Source organism: Ideonella azotifigens (genome assembly GCF_021043325.1).
Taxonomy (GTDB): domain Bacteria; phylum Pseudomonadota; class Gammaproteobacteria; order Burkholderiales; family Burkholderiaceae_C; genus Ideonella; species Ideonella azotifigens.
This window is the reverse complement of record NZ_JAJNKD010000012.1, coordinates 159,809-172,680: the sequence shown is the minus strand read 5'-3', so window position 1 is coordinate 172,680 and position 12,872 is coordinate 159,809. Positions and strand designations below refer to the sequence as shown.

Annotated in this window: 17 protein-coding genes; 16 read left to right on the top strand and 1 reads right to left on the bottom strand. The window is 67.4% G+C overall.

The window, feature by feature from the left end:
* The 3 genes from LRH25_RS22675 to LRH25_RS22665 are packed head-to-tail and all read left to right on the top strand — an operon-like array spanning position 1 to position 2,421.
* The gene (locus LRH25_RS22675) at positions 1–1,023 is read left to right on the top strand and encodes a hypothetical protein (protein ID WP_141289616.1); all 1,023 of its coding nucleotides are present in this window, start codon (positions 1–3) and stop codon (positions 1,021–1,023) included.
* 16 nt (positions 1,024–1,039) lie between these two features.
* Positions 1,040–2,071 (top strand): hypothetical protein, encoded by a 1,032-nt coding sequence (locus LRH25_RS22670; RefSeq protein WP_141289617.1) that lies wholly within the window; start codon positions 1,040–1,042, stop codon positions 2,069–2,071.
* 53 nt (positions 2,072–2,124) lie between these two features.
* The gene (locus tag LRH25_RS22665) at positions 2,125–2,421 is read left to right on the top strand and encodes a hypothetical protein (protein WP_141289618.1); all 297 of its coding nucleotides are present in this window, start codon (positions 2,125–2,127) and stop codon (positions 2,419–2,421) included.
* Between the two features lie 30 nt (positions 2,422–2,451).
* Here LRH25_RS22665 and LRH25_RS22660 read toward each other — a convergent pair whose 3' ends face one another.
* The gene (locus LRH25_RS22660) at positions 2,452–4,407 is read right to left on the bottom strand and encodes a DUF1631 family protein (RefSeq protein WP_231012286.1); all 1,956 of its coding nucleotides are present in this window, start codon (positions 4,405–4,407) and stop codon (positions 2,452–2,454) included.
* 459 nt (positions 4,408–4,866) lie between these two features.
* Here LRH25_RS22660 and LRH25_RS22655 point away from each other — a divergent pair, with 459 nt between their 5' ends.
* The 13 genes from LRH25_RS22655 (at position 4,867) to LRH25_RS22595 (ending at position 12,866) form a co-directional block, all read left to right on the top strand.
* Positions 4,867–5,163, top strand: a complete 297-nt coding sequence (locus LRH25_RS22655; RefSeq protein WP_141291250.1) for a RebB family R body protein — start codon at positions 4,867–4,869, stop codon at positions 5,161–5,163.
* A 16-nt stretch (positions 5,164–5,179) separates the two neighbouring features.
* Positions 5,180–5,449: a RebB family R body protein gene (locus LRH25_RS22650; RefSeq protein ID WP_141291252.1), complete on the top strand. Its 270-nt coding sequence runs from the start codon at positions 5,180–5,182 to the stop codon at positions 5,447–5,449.
* 38 nt (positions 5,450–5,487) lie between these two features.
* Complete coding sequence (locus LRH25_RS22645) at positions 5,488–5,754, top strand: RebB family R body protein (RefSeq protein WP_141291254.1); 267 nt, start codon at positions 5,488–5,490, stop codon at positions 5,752–5,754.
* 89 nt (positions 5,755–5,843) lie between these two features.
* Positions 5,844–6,116 carry a RebB family R body protein gene (locus tag LRH25_RS22640; RefSeq protein ID WP_141291256.1) on the top strand — a complete coding sequence of 91 codons (273 nt, stop codon included), beginning with the start codon at positions 5,844–5,846 and terminating at the stop codon, positions 6,114–6,116.
* Positions 6,117–6,171: 55 nt separating this feature from the next.
* Complete coding sequence (locus LRH25_RS22635; protein WP_141291258.1) at positions 6,172–6,405, top strand: RebB family R body protein; 234 nt, start codon at positions 6,172–6,174, stop codon at positions 6,403–6,405.
* The gene (locus LRH25_RS22630; protein WP_231012285.1) at positions 6,402–6,980 is read left to right on the top strand and encodes a RebB family R body protein; all 579 of its coding nucleotides are present in this window, start codon (positions 6,402–6,404) and stop codon (positions 6,978–6,980) included. Before LRH25_RS22635 ends, LRH25_RS22630 begins: the two co-directional genes overlap by 4 nt.
* A gap of 37 nt (positions 6,981–7,017) precedes the next feature.
* Complete coding sequence (locus LRH25_RS22625; protein WP_141290176.1) at positions 7,018–7,365, top strand: hypothetical protein; 348 nt, start codon at positions 7,018–7,020, stop codon at positions 7,363–7,365.
* 40 nt (positions 7,366–7,405) lie between these two features.
* Positions 7,406–8,491, top strand: coding sequence for a hypothetical protein (locus tag LRH25_RS22620; protein ID WP_141290175.1), 1,086 nt, complete (start codon positions 7,406–7,408; stop codon positions 8,489–8,491).
* Positions 8,488–8,772: a hypothetical protein gene (locus tag LRH25_RS22615; RefSeq protein WP_141290174.1), complete on the top strand. Its 285-nt coding sequence runs from the start codon at positions 8,488–8,490 to the stop codon at positions 8,770–8,772. Before LRH25_RS22620 ends, LRH25_RS22615 begins: the two co-directional genes overlap by 4 nt.
* Positions 8,773–8,830: 58 nt before the next feature.
* Positions 8,831–10,411 carry a hypothetical protein gene (locus tag LRH25_RS22610; protein WP_141290173.1) on the top strand — a complete coding sequence of 527 codons (1,581 nt, stop codon included), beginning with the start codon at positions 8,831–8,833 and terminating at the stop codon, positions 10,409–10,411.
* 19 nt (positions 10,412–10,430) lie between these two features.
* The gene (locus LRH25_RS22605; RefSeq protein WP_231012284.1) at positions 10,431–11,321 is read left to right on the top strand and encodes a hypothetical protein; all 891 of its coding nucleotides are present in this window, start codon (positions 10,431–10,433) and stop codon (positions 11,319–11,321) included.
* 14 nt (positions 11,322–11,335) lie between these two features.
* On the top strand, positions 11,336–12,496 hold the full coding sequence (locus tag LRH25_RS22600; protein WP_141291076.1) for a hypothetical protein: 1,161 nt from the start codon (positions 11,336–11,338) through the stop codon (positions 12,494–12,496).
* A 112-nt stretch (positions 12,497–12,608) separates the two neighbouring features.
* Positions 12,609–12,866, top strand: a complete 258-nt coding sequence (locus tag LRH25_RS22595; protein ID WP_141291077.1) for a hypothetical protein — start codon at positions 12,609–12,611, stop codon at positions 12,864–12,866.
* Positions 12,867–12,872 lie beyond the last annotated feature (6 nt).

Sequence of the window (12,872 nt, the reverse complement as noted above, 5' to 3'; positions counted from 1 at the left end):
ATGAAACTGATCTTCCACATCGGCGCCGGCAAGACCGGCACCAGCTCGATCCAGGCCACGCTGAAGGCGAATGCCCCAGTGCTGCAGGCACGGGGCGTGCTGTACCTGGGTCTGATGTTCGAACACTCGCCCGCGCGGCTGTTCGAATGGCAACGCTTCGGCGGACAGGATGAGTTCCTGGCCCTCCCGCAGGCGGAGGCCGAGGCGCAGTTCAACCGCGTGCTGCAAGCCACGCTTCGGCGCGGCCGCGAGGCCGGCGTGCACAGCATGATCTGGAGCAGCGAATCTTTTTTTGACCGCTTCGACGCGGTGCTCGGGCCGCTGCAACGTGCTTGCGAACAAGGCCTGGACCTGGCGGTGCTGGCCTATGTTCGGGCCCACGAGACCTGGGCCCGCTCGGCGTACATCCAATGGGGCCTGAAGCACAAGACCTACCCCGGCCGCCTGCGCAGCTTCGGCGAATGGGTTGCCCACCGCAAGCCGCTTTTCGCACCCACGCTGGCACGCTACGACGCTGCCTTCCCGGGTCGCCTGACGGTCCGCAACTTCGACGCTGCCGGCGACGTCGTCGACGACTTCTGCGAGTTCGCCGGACTTGCCGACCTGCCGCTGGAGCGTGTCCACGAAAATCACACGCCTGACGACACCGAGCTGTTCCTTCGTGCGCTCTTCAATGACCGCCAGGACAGCGATGCCCTGCCCATGGTCTTCGACAAGGCCGTTGGCAGGCTGCTGCCACAGGCGGCGTCACCCACGGCATTCCTGCAGGGCTTGTACCCCCATGCAGCGGACATCGAGCAGGTGGCGCGCCACGCCCATGCCGACCGCCAGGCGATAGACGCCCTGCTGGTGCAACAAGGCCAGCCGCCCCTGCAGATCGGCGCGATCACGCCGAAGCAACCGCGCATCGACGACGGCCGCTTGCTGGGTGCGCTCGCCAGGCTGTGCATCGCCAACGCCCGCCGGCTGGACGCGCTCGAAGCCGAAGACCAGCGGCTGCGCAGTGGCGGCGAGCCGCTCTGAACCGGAAACTCATCTGATGGCACGTCCTCCGGTTCGATTGATCCTGCACGCCGGCAGCGGCAAGACCGGCACCAGTTCGATCCAGGCCACGCTGCGCGATGCCCGCCACACGCTGGAAGCCCAGGGTGTCTGGTACCTGGGGCTGGTGCTGGAACATGCACCGGTGCAGCGTCATGCATGGCAGAAGTTCGGTGAAACAGCCCGCTTGCATGCGCTGCCTCACGCAGAGGGCGCTGACCAGTTGCACGGCGTGCTGGTCGCAACGGTGGCGCTGGCAATCGAGCGTCGCATCCACACGCTGATCTGGAGCAGCGAATCGCTTTTTGACCGCCCCGACAAGGCGATAGAGGCGATGCATCGCCTGGACCCGGCACAGGTTGACCGGCATGTCGTGATCTATGTGCGCCGCCACGATGCCTGGGCAAGCTCGGCCTACCTGCAATGGGGCATTCGTCACAAGACCTACCGGGGCCGGCTGCTCAGGTTTGCCCACTGGGCCGAACGGCGCGGCGTGCGCTTTCAGCCCAACATCCAGCGCTTCACCGAGGCCTTTCCAGGCAAGGTCACGCTGCGCAATTTCGATCACGTGCGCAACGCCGTGGCCGACTTCCTGTTGATCTGCCGCATTGATGCCCAGGGCGTCGAAGAGCAGCGCGAAAACATCACCGCCGACGACAACGAGCTCTACCTGCGCGCACTGTTCAACGACCAGGCCGACGAGCCCCAGCTCCCCGCTGCGTTCAACCGCTCGATCGGCCGCCGCCTGAAGGAGGACGCGGCGCCCGAAGCCTTCCTGCAGGCGCTGCTGACCGGCGCCGCGCCGCATGCGGACGCGATCCACGCGGACCGGCTGCTTGTCAACCAGTGGCTGCTGGCCAGCGGCTGCGAGCCGCTGCACGAACAGCCCGCCTTGACCCACACGGTGCAGATCGACCGCGCGCGGCTGGTGCTGCACTTGGCCACATTGGCGATGGACCAGGCCGTTCGCCTGGCGCGGCTGGAGGCGCTGCGCACCGCCCGGACCGCAGGGACCGCTGCGACGACTTGATGGCCGAGAGTCGCGGACGGCCTTGTTTTCCGCGCAGCCCGAGGAGAATCCTTTTGAAACCCGCTGAAATCGTTTCCCAACTGCGCCTGCGCGACCCCAAGGTCCTGGGTGACGTGCCCGACAAACGCGTCGAGCAGATCCTGCGTGCCACCTTCGCACTGATCCGCGAGAACGTCTCCGCCACCGCCGAAGGCGATGTCACCGTGGCCACGCTGGGACGTTTCCACGCCCGCGAAATCGTCAAGCAGGAAGCTGGCGAAGACGAGAAGCGCCTGAAGCGCGTGATCTTCTTCCCCGCCAAGCCGCCGGAAAAGAAGGGCCCGCCGCTGCTGGCCGGCCTGTCGGCCTGAAGGCCCCCAGGCGGCCTTGAGCGCCGCCGTTCAGTTCGCCATCGCCCGCCGCGCCCGCGCCAGCATCTGGCCGGGCTCGATGTGCGTGGCCAGGCCTTCGCGGCGCAGGCGGTCCAGCGCGCGATAGGTCAGCGTGTGGCTGCCGGCGGCGTGGCGGCTCTTGAACATGAAGAACTGGCCGTTGTCGCTGCGCCAGGTGAGCAGCGCGGTGGTCCAGCGGCCCTGCAGCATCAGCCGGCACAGCTGGCCGGCTTTCAGGCCTTGCAGCCAGGCCTCGCGCGCCAGCCGCGCGGCCTCCGCTTCTTCGGCCATGGCCATCGGCACGGTGGCCAGCTCGGCGTGGCCGTGCCACTCCTCGCGCGCGGTATCGGACCAGCCACGCATGTTGGTCGGATCGAAACCCGGTGGCGGTGGCTCGGGCTCCGGCAGCAGTTCTCCCTTGGCGGCGGCCAGCATCGCCGGGGTGATGACCAGCGTCGGCGAATCGGGCGCCTCAGGGCTGCTGTGGGTCGCCGCCACGCCGCTCAGCACCGCGGCCAGGTCGGCCAGGTAGCCGTTCACCATGTGGCCCGGCAGGCCGGCGGCGTCCATGCCGTCTTCGGCGGCGTCCAGCAGGCGCTGGCGTTCCATTGGCGCGAGTGGCTGGCCGCGGCGCTGCTGCGAGGCTGCGGCCAGCAGGTCCGGCACCAGGTTCATCGCATGCAGCGTGGCTGGCGCCTGGGTGCCGTCGCGCGCCAGCACCCGGCTCAGCACCTGCACCCAGGGGCCGAGCAGGAACTGCTTGAGCACCGGCGGCAGCACCAGGGCGCGCAGCTGCTCGACCAGCTGGCCGCGCACCGCCGGCTCCATCTCGCGACGCCGGGCCTCGTGGTCCAGCGCCGATTCGAGCGCCTGCGGGCTGACCGCCGGCATCGGCGCGGGCAGGCTGTCGAGCTGCGCCAGTGCGCTGTCGAAACTGGCATTGGAGAGCGTGTCGCCGGCCTCCTCCAGCTGGACCAGCATCGGGTCCAGCTGATCGGCCAGGCGCTGCATCTGCGGGTCATCGGCCGACTGGACTTCGCTGAGGCCGGCAATGCGGTCCAGCAGGCGCCAAAACGGGTGATCTTCCTGCTGCAGCGCGGCCAGCTGCGCGGGCGCGAGCCGCGTCATCGGCGAATGCAGGCGCTGCCAGACGGTGTCCATCGCCGGGCCGGAATGGCTTTGGCGGGACAGGATCTGCAGCAGCTCGCCGAGTTGCCGGGATTGGGTTGCGGCTGCGTTGCCGTCTTGCGGCAAGGCCTGCGGACCGGGTGCGGCCGCGGCGGTTTCGCCCCAGGCCAGGCCCGCGCCGCCGGCCGAGCGGATCACCAGCGGTGCGGGCGAAACGCCCGCGTCACGCAGCAGCTGCAGGTGCTGCTCGAAGACCTCGGCCAGCTGCTTGGCCAGCAGCGGGCCGGCCAGCCGCATCGCCGTCAGCTGCTGCGCGGCGGTTAAGTGCAGCGCCTTGAGCGCGCGGCCGTAGGCTTCGGCGCAGACCTCGGGCGTCAGCGGGTAGGCGCTGCCGGGCAGGTGCATGGGCCGGCCCGGCAGGTTGCCGCACAGGCCGCGCAGCTCGCGCTGTGTCCATTCCCCCGCCTGGTCGATCTGCCGCTCGATGCGCACCTGCTCGATGCCGACCTCCACGTCGTGCTCTTCCATCAGGCTCAGTGTGCCGGCGTCTTCCATCAGGTGCAGCGGCCGGTCGTGGTTCAAGGGCGACGGCTCGGCCAGCTCCTCGCGCATGCGCTCGGCCAGGCTGCGGGCAAAAGCCTCGCCGAGCTGCCGCGGCCGGCCGCGCAGCGCACTGACCAGCTCGTTGACCTGCCCGCGCTGCACGGCGCTTTGCCAGGCATCACCCAGCGCGGCCGTGGCGGCATCGAGCAGGCGTTGCTCGACCTGCCCGGTCCAGCCCGGCAGGCCGTCAAGAAGCTGTTGCAGGAAGGACGCGAAATTCAGGGGACTGGACATGCAAGGGTGCAAACGACGGCGACACCGCGGCGAGGCCTCACACGGCCGGCCGGCTGCCGCCAAGCGGAACAAGTTTAGGCCCGCCCGGCGCGCGGCGATGCAACAAGCGGTCAAGCCGGTCGCGCGGGGCGTGAACAGGTGGACAGGCGCCCAGCTCGCACATCGTCGATTCCGCAGGGTCGCTCCGGCACCGGCCCGGCGCCGGCCCAGGGCCCGGTCGCCGGATGCGGCCAAACCGCTTGCCGGCTTCTACCGCACCGCACCCGGCCAGCGTCATCGGCACCGTGTTTCCCCGTCGCTGAAGCGTCCTATTCCGTCATCTGCACAGATCGCCGGCGGGGCGGTCCTCCTAGCATGAACTCACGCAAACGACGGGTCTGCCAGCGCAAAGCCAGCCACCCGCCGTCTGCCGGCCCATCCACCACAGGACCCGCGAGGTCCGCACGCTCAGGAGTCGACATGGCATTTCCCACCTCCGTCAACGACCAGATCACCGATTCGGTCACCCAGGCCAACACCAAGGTGCTGGGCGATGCGCCCGCCATCGCGATGGGCAACCTGTTCCAGGCCACCGCGCAGGCGCTGGCCAACGCCGCGCACAACGCGACCAACGCCCAGCAGCAGAGCTACGTGACGGCCCAGTCGGCCACCACGATGGGCGTGGCCACGCTGTATTCGATCGACACCGCCACCACCGGCGTCGCCACCAAAAGCATCCTGAGCACCGGCACCGGCGTCAAGGGCCTGGGTTCTTAACTTCTGAGGAATCGACATGGCCTTCCCTACCGCCGTCAACGACCAGATCACCGACTCCATCACCCAGGCCAACACCAAGGTCCTGGGTGACGCACCGGCGATCGCCATGGGCAACCTCTACCAGGCCACCGCGCAGGCGCTGGCCAACGCGGCGCACAACGCCACCAGCGCGCAGCAGCAGAGCTACGTGACGGCGCAGGCGGCCACCACCATGGGCGTGGCCACGCTGTACGCGATCGACACCGCCAGCACCGCCGTTGCCACCGAAACCATCCTGGGCAGCTGAGCCGCGCCACCAACCGTTAACGACAAGGAGCTGAGCACATGGCATTTCCCACCGCTGTCAACAGCCAGATCACCGACTCCGTGACGCAGGCCAATGTCCAGGTGCTCGGAACCTCGCCAGCCATCGCGATGGGCAACCTGTACCAGGCCACCGCCCAGGCGCTGGCCAACGCGGCGCACAACGCCACGATGGCCCAGCAGCAGATGTACGTCACCGCGCAGGCCGCGACCACGATGGGCGTCACGCTGCTGTATTCGCTGGACACCGGCGCCACCGGCGCAGCCACCAAGAAGATCCTCGGCTGAGCCGGGCGACGCGCGGGCTGCGCTGAGGCGCCCCGTGTTCCCTCGCTGTTTCCAACCGTTCAATCCCTCAACTGCAAGGAGCATTCACCATGGCATTTCCAACTGCCGTCAACAGCCAGATCACCGACTCCGTCTCGCAGGTCAACACCAAGGTGCTGGGCGACTCGCCCGCCATCGCGATGGGCAACCTGTTCGTGGCCACCAGCCAGGCGCTGTCCAACGCGGCGCACAACGCCACCAACAACCAGCAGCAGTCCTACGTGACCATGCAGGCCTCGACCACCCAAGGCGTGGCCACGCTGCTGGCGGTGGACACCGCGTCCACCGGTGTCGCCACGACCGAGATCCTCGGCCTGAAGTAAGGCCGGCAGCCCGGCCAGGTTCGCGCCCGGCCGGGCCCTGCAGCGGAGCCGCTGATTGGCACGCCCGTCGGCCGTCGTCAGCCTGAGTGGCGACATCGCTGCCGGCTCGCTGGCCGCCATCGGCCAGGCCCCGGCGCTGGCCATGGGCATGACCTATGTCGCGATGGCCGACAGCATCGGCCTGGCAATGGAAAACGCCGTGGCCAACCAGCAGCGCGGCCAGGTGCTGGCCGATGCCGCACTGGCCCAGGTCCTCGCATTGATCATCTACAAGGGAGCCGGTTCATGACCGACGACAGCAGCGTGAACAGCCAGATCGTCGACGCCGTCAGCAGCGTCGTCACGCTGGCCACTGGCCAGTCGCCCTCGCAGGCCCACGGCATGCTCGATGCCGTGCTGCTGGAAACGCTGGGCATGGCGATGTACAACGCCGTCAACCGCCAGCAGAGCGCCAGCATGATCGGCTCGGCAGCCGTCACCGCGGCCTGCGCCAAGATGCTCTCGGCGCCCTTCCCCAGCCCGCCACCGGTGCCCGCGCCGCCGCCCGGGCCACCACCGGTGGTCCTGCCACTGCCCAGCCCGCCACCCGAGCCGCCACCGCCTGCGGTGGTGATGGCCGCCGCGCTGGCCGAGGGCCAGACCGCGATCCAGGTGCTGCAGGCCCAGGCCACCAGCTCCTCGCAAGACGCCAGCACCGCGCAGGCCGACCTGCAGCAACTCGCCCAGGCCGCCGCTGCGCCAGTGCCGGCGCCTGCGCCCGCACCGTCGCCTGCCCCCGCGCCGTCGCCTGCACCGGCCCCCGCGCCGGCGCCACCCGCACCTGCGCCCGAACCCGCCCCGGCCCCGCCCCCAAGCGGCAGCTGAAGCCCGCTGAAGCGCCCCCGCCCACACAGGAGCAGCAATGGATCCGACAAAGGTCAACGCCCAGGTTATCGACGTCATCAACCAGGTCCAGCTGGCCACGATGAGCCCGCAGGTCGTGCTGACCAGCGGCGCCGGCAAGGCCTATCAGTCGGTGGCCCAGTCCACCGCCATCGCGGTGCAGGACGCGGCCGACGCGCTGCGCAACATCTCGACCATCGCGACCACCGCCGTCGGCGTGGCCATGGCCCAGTTGCTGGCCACCGGCGACACGAAGTACCAGACGGCCATCAGCGAAGCCCAGAAGCTGATGCAGAACGCCACCACCGACTTCAGCAACGTCGGCACGGCCGCGGCCAACGTGCTCAAGGGCTTCCCGGCGGGCTGAGCCAGCCGCAGGCACGCACAACGCAACAGGAGCCATCGCCATGTCCGTCTCCGTCGCCGGCCGGCCGGTCCAGCAGCCAGGCTCCTTGTCCGACCTGGGCCGCCTCGCACTGGCCTTTGTCGACGGTGGCCTGGAGTGGTTCGCCTGGGCCATGGCCAGCACCGCCGTGCGCTATGACTTCCCCGACGAAACCACCTTGCTGGCCCAGGTCCAGCTGGGCCTGCACGGCTCGCCGCTGGCGCTGCTGCCGGTGCTCACGCTGCTGGCCAGCCCGGTCAAGCTGATGTCGCTGGGCCTGGCCGACCTGCGCGTGCTGGCCAAGGCCGAAGGCGGCGACGATAACGCGCTGCTCGCCACTCAGATGCGCCGCGTCTGCACCGAACACCAGTTGCTGAACCAGGCCGAACTCACAGCGCCGCAGGCCTGGCTGGGCAAGCTGGGCGTGGCCAGCGCACCTGTCTTCCAGGCCATGGACTTCCTCGACCGCGTGGCCCTGGTGCGGCTGATGAACGACCCATTGCTGGCCGCAGGTGACAACGCCATCACCACCGAGGCCGCCGCATTCGCCGTACAGCAGGCCCGCACGCCGCTCGAATTTGCCGACTACCTCGGCTTCTACCAGGCGCTCGCCGCACAACCCGGCGCCCCGCAAAGCCCCGAGCTGCGGGCCACGCAAGCCGAGGATGCCAAGAACACGCTGCTGCCGCTGTTCTTCGGCGCGCTGGACTGCCCTCAGGTCAACGGCCTGCCCTCGCCAGCCGAAGTCGGCCAGGCGGTCGGTGCGTGGTTATCCAGCGGCAAGCAGGTCGGCTTCTCGCGCCTGTCCGAGGGCTTGATGCAGATCGTGCGCCACACCAGGTTCCAGGGCCAAACCGGCGACGCCGCCCGCCGCCTGGTGGACGCTTACCTCGCCTCCGCCCAATCCCTGCTGGCCGCCGCCCGCCCCCACCAGGCCCGCATGGGCCAGGACGGCCACACCTGCCTGTACCGCCTGGCCTCGGGCGAACAGCAGGCCGAGTTGCTGCTCAGCGGCAACGGTGTGATCTCGCTGCGCGAATTCGGCCTGCGCAGCCCGCCGGCCGCTCCCCGGCCACCACTGGCCCCCCTCGAACCGGAGAACCCGTGATGAACGACGACCCAACCCCCAGCCCCGCGCGCTCCCCGCTGGAAATGGCGATGCGCGCGGCCGAAGACGCGGTGCGCAACACGCAGCAGCAAGTGGACGCGGCCATCGCGGCGACGCATGCGGCGTTGCGCACGGCCCTGCAAGCCTCGGCGGATGCCAGAAGCATGGAAGAAGCCGCCGCACAGAAAGCCGTCGCCGAGGTAGATGCAGCCCTGCGCGCCAGCGAGGCGGGTGTATCCCAGGCCGTGCAGCACGCCATGCAAATTGTCAGCAAGCCCTGACCAGATCCGGCATTCGGGGGTAACCCTGCCAGGCACCGAAGGCGAGCGGAGAAGCCAAATGAAAATACTCAGGCAAAAAGACGGAAAAATCACCTTTTTCCTGGACGGTCCCGACTCGGGGGAAGAGGTGAATTTCGTGCGTGGGGCAGAACAAATGCCGAACAACACGTATGGCTTCGAAATCGAATTCTGCTCCCACGACAACCCAGTGTTCGCGTTCACTCACGTGAAAGTGATGAGTTTGGTGATCAATGGATTTGGCAAATGGTTGATCGAATCCGACTCCGGCAACGTGCTTGAACTCGTCACCGAGCCGCTGGTCTTTGCCGACCCGGCAGATGCCCATGCATTCAAAATCGATCTCGGCAAGCTGCTGTCAGAATCGGTTGACATCCAGCAGGAAGACATCAAATACATCACACTTGGAAGCTGGCGTGAGGACATCAGGAGCAAGCTTGAATTGCTCTCCAATGCCTACGCGACAGAAAATAAACTGCTGCCATCAAGCGACGCAAGCAGTGAGCTGAAATACAAGATGAGCCCGTGGGAGAAGGTGGTGCCGCAGATATCACCCGAAAATGTCGATGACGGCATCAACATTGCTGCCGCGAAAGCCCGCCTGGCACGCAATGCCAACGACAAATGGGACCCTTTTGTCTGCGACACCATTCTGTGCAGAAGCGAAAAGGACTGGGGCCGCGGCTATTCCTCTCAAGCCAATGTGCCGATGACACTGGCCGGCTACTTCCTCTACTCGATCAGCAAGACTCGCCAGGCCCGCGACCGGCACAATGCGCTTTTCACCCAGCCCATTCCGCCCGATGTCTCGGACGCGAAGATTCAAAGAGACTTCGACACCTGGTTCTGGCGCCGACTGATATGGGAGGTGTTCACCTGGATGGGCGACGCCATTTCCGGCGTCGGCGCCACCGATGTGGATAAATCGGAGTGGACCCTCGATAAGGCACGCAACATGGGTTTGCTGTATGTGATGGTGAGCAAGACCTTGACCGGCGCGCTGGGCGCCCTCAGCGAGCCCTATCAACTCAAGCTTCAATACCAAGCCTTCGAAAAACAGTCCACCCAGGTGCTTTCATTCGACAACCCCGAGCAGGAAACATCGGAACTGCCGGGCAGCGACACGAGTTGGCTGGAATATCACAGCTCCATGAAGGACTTGACCGGGCTCTGGTTCAAGGCGGCACTGGTATCGGTGATCAAGGACACGTTCGGCGACCCGCCGTCAAATGAATTCACCAGCACAGTGGCGTCCCACGTCAGGCAGCTGCCAGCCATCTGGGGATACTTCTTCAAGATTGCCGTCCAACGGGAGGACGAGTTTTATTCGAATGTTGCCCAAAAGCGGACCAACATTTTCAGCGACCTGAACAGGAATTGGTCACCCTTGATCGAAAGAATCAGAAGCGTCTGCGAGGCCCTCGCCAGCTTCCTGGAAAACTGGGGCAACGATTCGCTGACGCTCGAACAGCAAGCCTGGCTCACATTGCCGCCTCGCAAGGACCGGAAGTTTCTGCACTACGAATCGGCGCCGCCGTGGGAGGGGCGCTACGACACCATGTACCCACCGTTCAAGCGCTTCAAAGTGCCCACCTACCTCGTGGAGCACAGGTTCAACTGATTTCCCAGAAAGCACCATCATGCCCAGCCTGCGTCTAGCGACCTGGAATTCAAGCGGTGAAGCGGCCGGCCGCGGCGCCCAGTTGGCGGCCGCGGTCAACATGACCAATGGCACGGCGCCGCCAGTCGAACTGGTGGCCATCCAGGAAGCCCAGGTCGCGCTGGCGCCGGCCGGCACGATACGGGCGCGGCTGACAGGCGGTGCCCCGCCGTTTGCCACCTTTGCCGTGCCGCTGGACCACGTGCGTGAACTGGGGCCTGGCCAGCCTTTCGCCGTGGGCATCAACCGCGCCTACCTGGTGGCCTGGGACACTGCCGGCCCCGGCGCGCTGGCGCCGGCTGCGGCGGCTGCCCGCATCTCGCTGGCACCGGTGGCGATGCCGGCGCCCAACGGGGTGGAGACCTACATCACCGGGCTGCCGATCGGCCTGGGCCCGATGAACAACCTGCGCCAGGCGGCCCGCAACATCCGCGCGCCGGTGCGCAAGCAGTTCACGTTGACAGCCGGCATGCCGCCCGTGGCGCATACCGTTTATTTCTACACCTGGCATGCCGAGTTGCAGGCCAACTGGCTCGCCGCGAGCTGGGCCACCATCGGGCTCGGCGCCAATCCATTCGCCGGACCCGGCATGTACCCGGCTTTCGAGTTCTTCCAGAACTCGGACCAGTTCCAGGCCGACCTGGCTGCCACGGGCGCCAACGACGTGATCATCATTGCCGGCGACTTCAACATCACCGGCGCGGACCTGAACAACAACCCGGCCCTGTTCCCGAATTTCGTCGGTGCCTCTCACAACCTGAGCCATGTGCTGGCCTACAGCCCGAGCATGGCCCTGGGGTTGGCCCAGACCTGGAACGTGGTCACGCCCTACCCGCCACATTGCATCATCACTGTGGAAGTGCAGTGGTGAGATGGGAGCTCCAGATGAACATCACCGACCTCAGTGGCAACGCGCCCTGCACCGCCCTCGCGCCGTTTGCGCAGGCCACTTACAGCTTGCTCAACCTGCCGAACGGACCCGGCAGCATCCTGTGGACGCTGACGGGTGATCTTTCGTCCCTGCTCATCACCGGTACGAACAACACCGCGCAGCTGACACTGATCTCCCAGCAGCGATCACAGCAGCCCGGCGCCACCATGCTGACCGCCACCTTCACGCCCCAAGGCCAGGGCACGCCTGCGGTGGCCAGCATTGCCCTCACCGTGTTCGAACTCGTGCTGGCGCTGGCGCCTCCGGTGGCCGACGACACAAGCGGCAGCACGGGCTCCGAGAGCAGTTGCATCGGCGTCGGCGAAACCCGGGTGCTGAGCGCCTGCACACTGCCGGCCGGCGTCGTGCCAGCGCAGGCCGGCGACTGGCAATGGTCGGTCGGCGCCGACCTGCAGATCATGGGCGACGCCAGCGGCCCGGTGGTCAGCTTGGTTGCCAACAGCGCGAGCAACAACGCCGAGGTGACGGTGGCACTGGCTTTCGCCGGCGGCAACTGGCGGGCCAGCCGGCAGCTGATCCCCCTGGCCGTCCAGATCATGGGAGCGCAAGGCGGCTTGCCGATCAGCAGCATTCCGGTCGGGCAAACGGCAGGCTTCGCTGCAGCGGTCCAGCCCTCGGCGGATGACGCCCAGGTTTTCTGGACCGGGGGCGCCAACGTCTCGCTTGCAGCCCAGGACACCACGGTCACGGCACAAGGGGTGCAGCCCAGCGCGGTCGAAGGGGCCGATGGCCTTGCCGTGACCGTGCTGACAGGTGGCGCGCAAGCTCACGCGCTGATCCCGCTGACCGTGTATGCCACCGCCATCACCGGTGCTGGCGGCGCACCCGCGCCCACGCAGCTGCAGGCCAATGGCCGCCAGCGCTATGCCGTGAGCACGTCCCCGCCGCTGTCGGACATCAGCGTCAGCTGGTCGGTTCAAGGCCCCGCCGCGCTGACCGGCTCGACCACGCAGCGCGACGTTGAGCTGATCACCACCGGACCAAGCGAAAGCGCGGGCGACGTGGTGCTCAGCGTCTCGGTGCTGCCACCCGGCATGCCGCACGACCAGCCCACCGCCGTGCTGCGCATCACGTCCGGCACGCCGAGGCGCTGAAACGGTCCAGCCCGCAAGTTGATCCTCCCCGGGGCCCCTGGCCCTCCCGGCCTGCCCAGCGGCGCCAGGCCGGGCCTGTGTTCGCGCCGCGTTGCCATCGAAAGGTTTCCCCATGTCCAACTCTCTGAGCAACGTCTCCATCAAGGTCGCCGGCCTCGGCACGCTGATCGTCTACGGCGCCGAAGGCAGCGTCGACGGGCCGGTCCTGAAATGCGGTGGCGGCCAGACCGTGGATGGGCAGGATCCCCCGGAGCAGCAAGGCGTCTACGACATCAGTTCCAGCCAGCGGTCCTTCACCAATGTCACCTGCATCGACGCCTCCGCGCAGACGTGGACCTTCCAGCTGAGCAACGCCATCGCAGCGGAATAGCGCCAC

Excerpts from the sequence above, each read along its gene's own strand:
- LRH25_RS22650 (WP_141291252.1), top strand. The coding sequence starts at position 5,180 with ATGGCCTTCCCTACCGCCGTCAACGACCAGATCACCGACTCCATCACC.
- LRH25_RS22620 (WP_141290175.1), top strand. The coding sequence starts at position 7,406 with ATGTCCGTCTCCGTCGCCGGCCGGCCGGTCCAGCAGCCAGGCTCCTTG.
- LRH25_RS22655 (WP_141291250.1), top strand. The coding sequence starts at position 4,867 with ATGGCATTTCCCACCTCCGTCAACGACCAGATCACCGATTCGGTCACC.
- LRH25_RS22600 (WP_141291076.1), top strand. The coding sequence starts at position 11,336 with ATGAACATCACCGACCTCAGTGGCAACGCGCCCTGCACCGCCCTCGCG.
- LRH25_RS22605 (WP_231012284.1), top strand. The coding sequence starts at position 10,431 with ATGCCCAGCCTGCGTCTAGCGACCTGGAATTCAAGCGGTGAAGCGGCC.
- LRH25_RS22660 (WP_231012286.1), bottom strand. The coding sequence starts at position 4,407 with ATGTCCAGTCCCCTGAATTTCGCGTCCTTCCTGCAACAGCTTCTTGAC.
- LRH25_RS22630 (WP_231012285.1), top strand. The coding sequence starts at position 6,402 with ATGACCGACGACAGCAGCGTGAACAGCCAGATCGTCGACGCCGTCAGC.
- LRH25_RS22675 (WP_141289616.1), top strand. The coding sequence starts at position 1 with ATGAAACTGATCTTCCACATCGGCGCCGGCAAGACCGGCACCAGCTCG.
- LRH25_RS22595 (WP_141291077.1), top strand. The coding sequence starts at position 12,609 with ATGTCCAACTCTCTGAGCAACGTCTCCATCAAGGTCGCCGGCCTCGGC.
- LRH25_RS22645 (WP_141291254.1), top strand. The coding sequence starts at position 5,488 with ATGGCATTTCCCACCGCTGTCAACAGCCAGATCACCGACTCCGTGACG.
- LRH25_RS22670 (WP_141289617.1), top strand. The coding sequence starts at position 1,040 with ATGGCACGTCCTCCGGTTCGATTGATCCTGCACGCCGGCAGCGGCAAG.
- LRH25_RS22610 (WP_141290173.1), top strand. The coding sequence starts at position 8,831 with ATGAAAATACTCAGGCAAAAAGACGGAAAAATCACCTTTTTCCTGGAC.
- LRH25_RS22640 (WP_141291256.1), top strand. The coding sequence starts at position 5,844 with ATGGCATTTCCAACTGCCGTCAACAGCCAGATCACCGACTCCGTCTCG.
- LRH25_RS22625 (WP_141290176.1), top strand. The coding sequence starts at position 7,018 with ATGGATCCGACAAAGGTCAACGCCCAGGTTATCGACGTCATCAACCAG.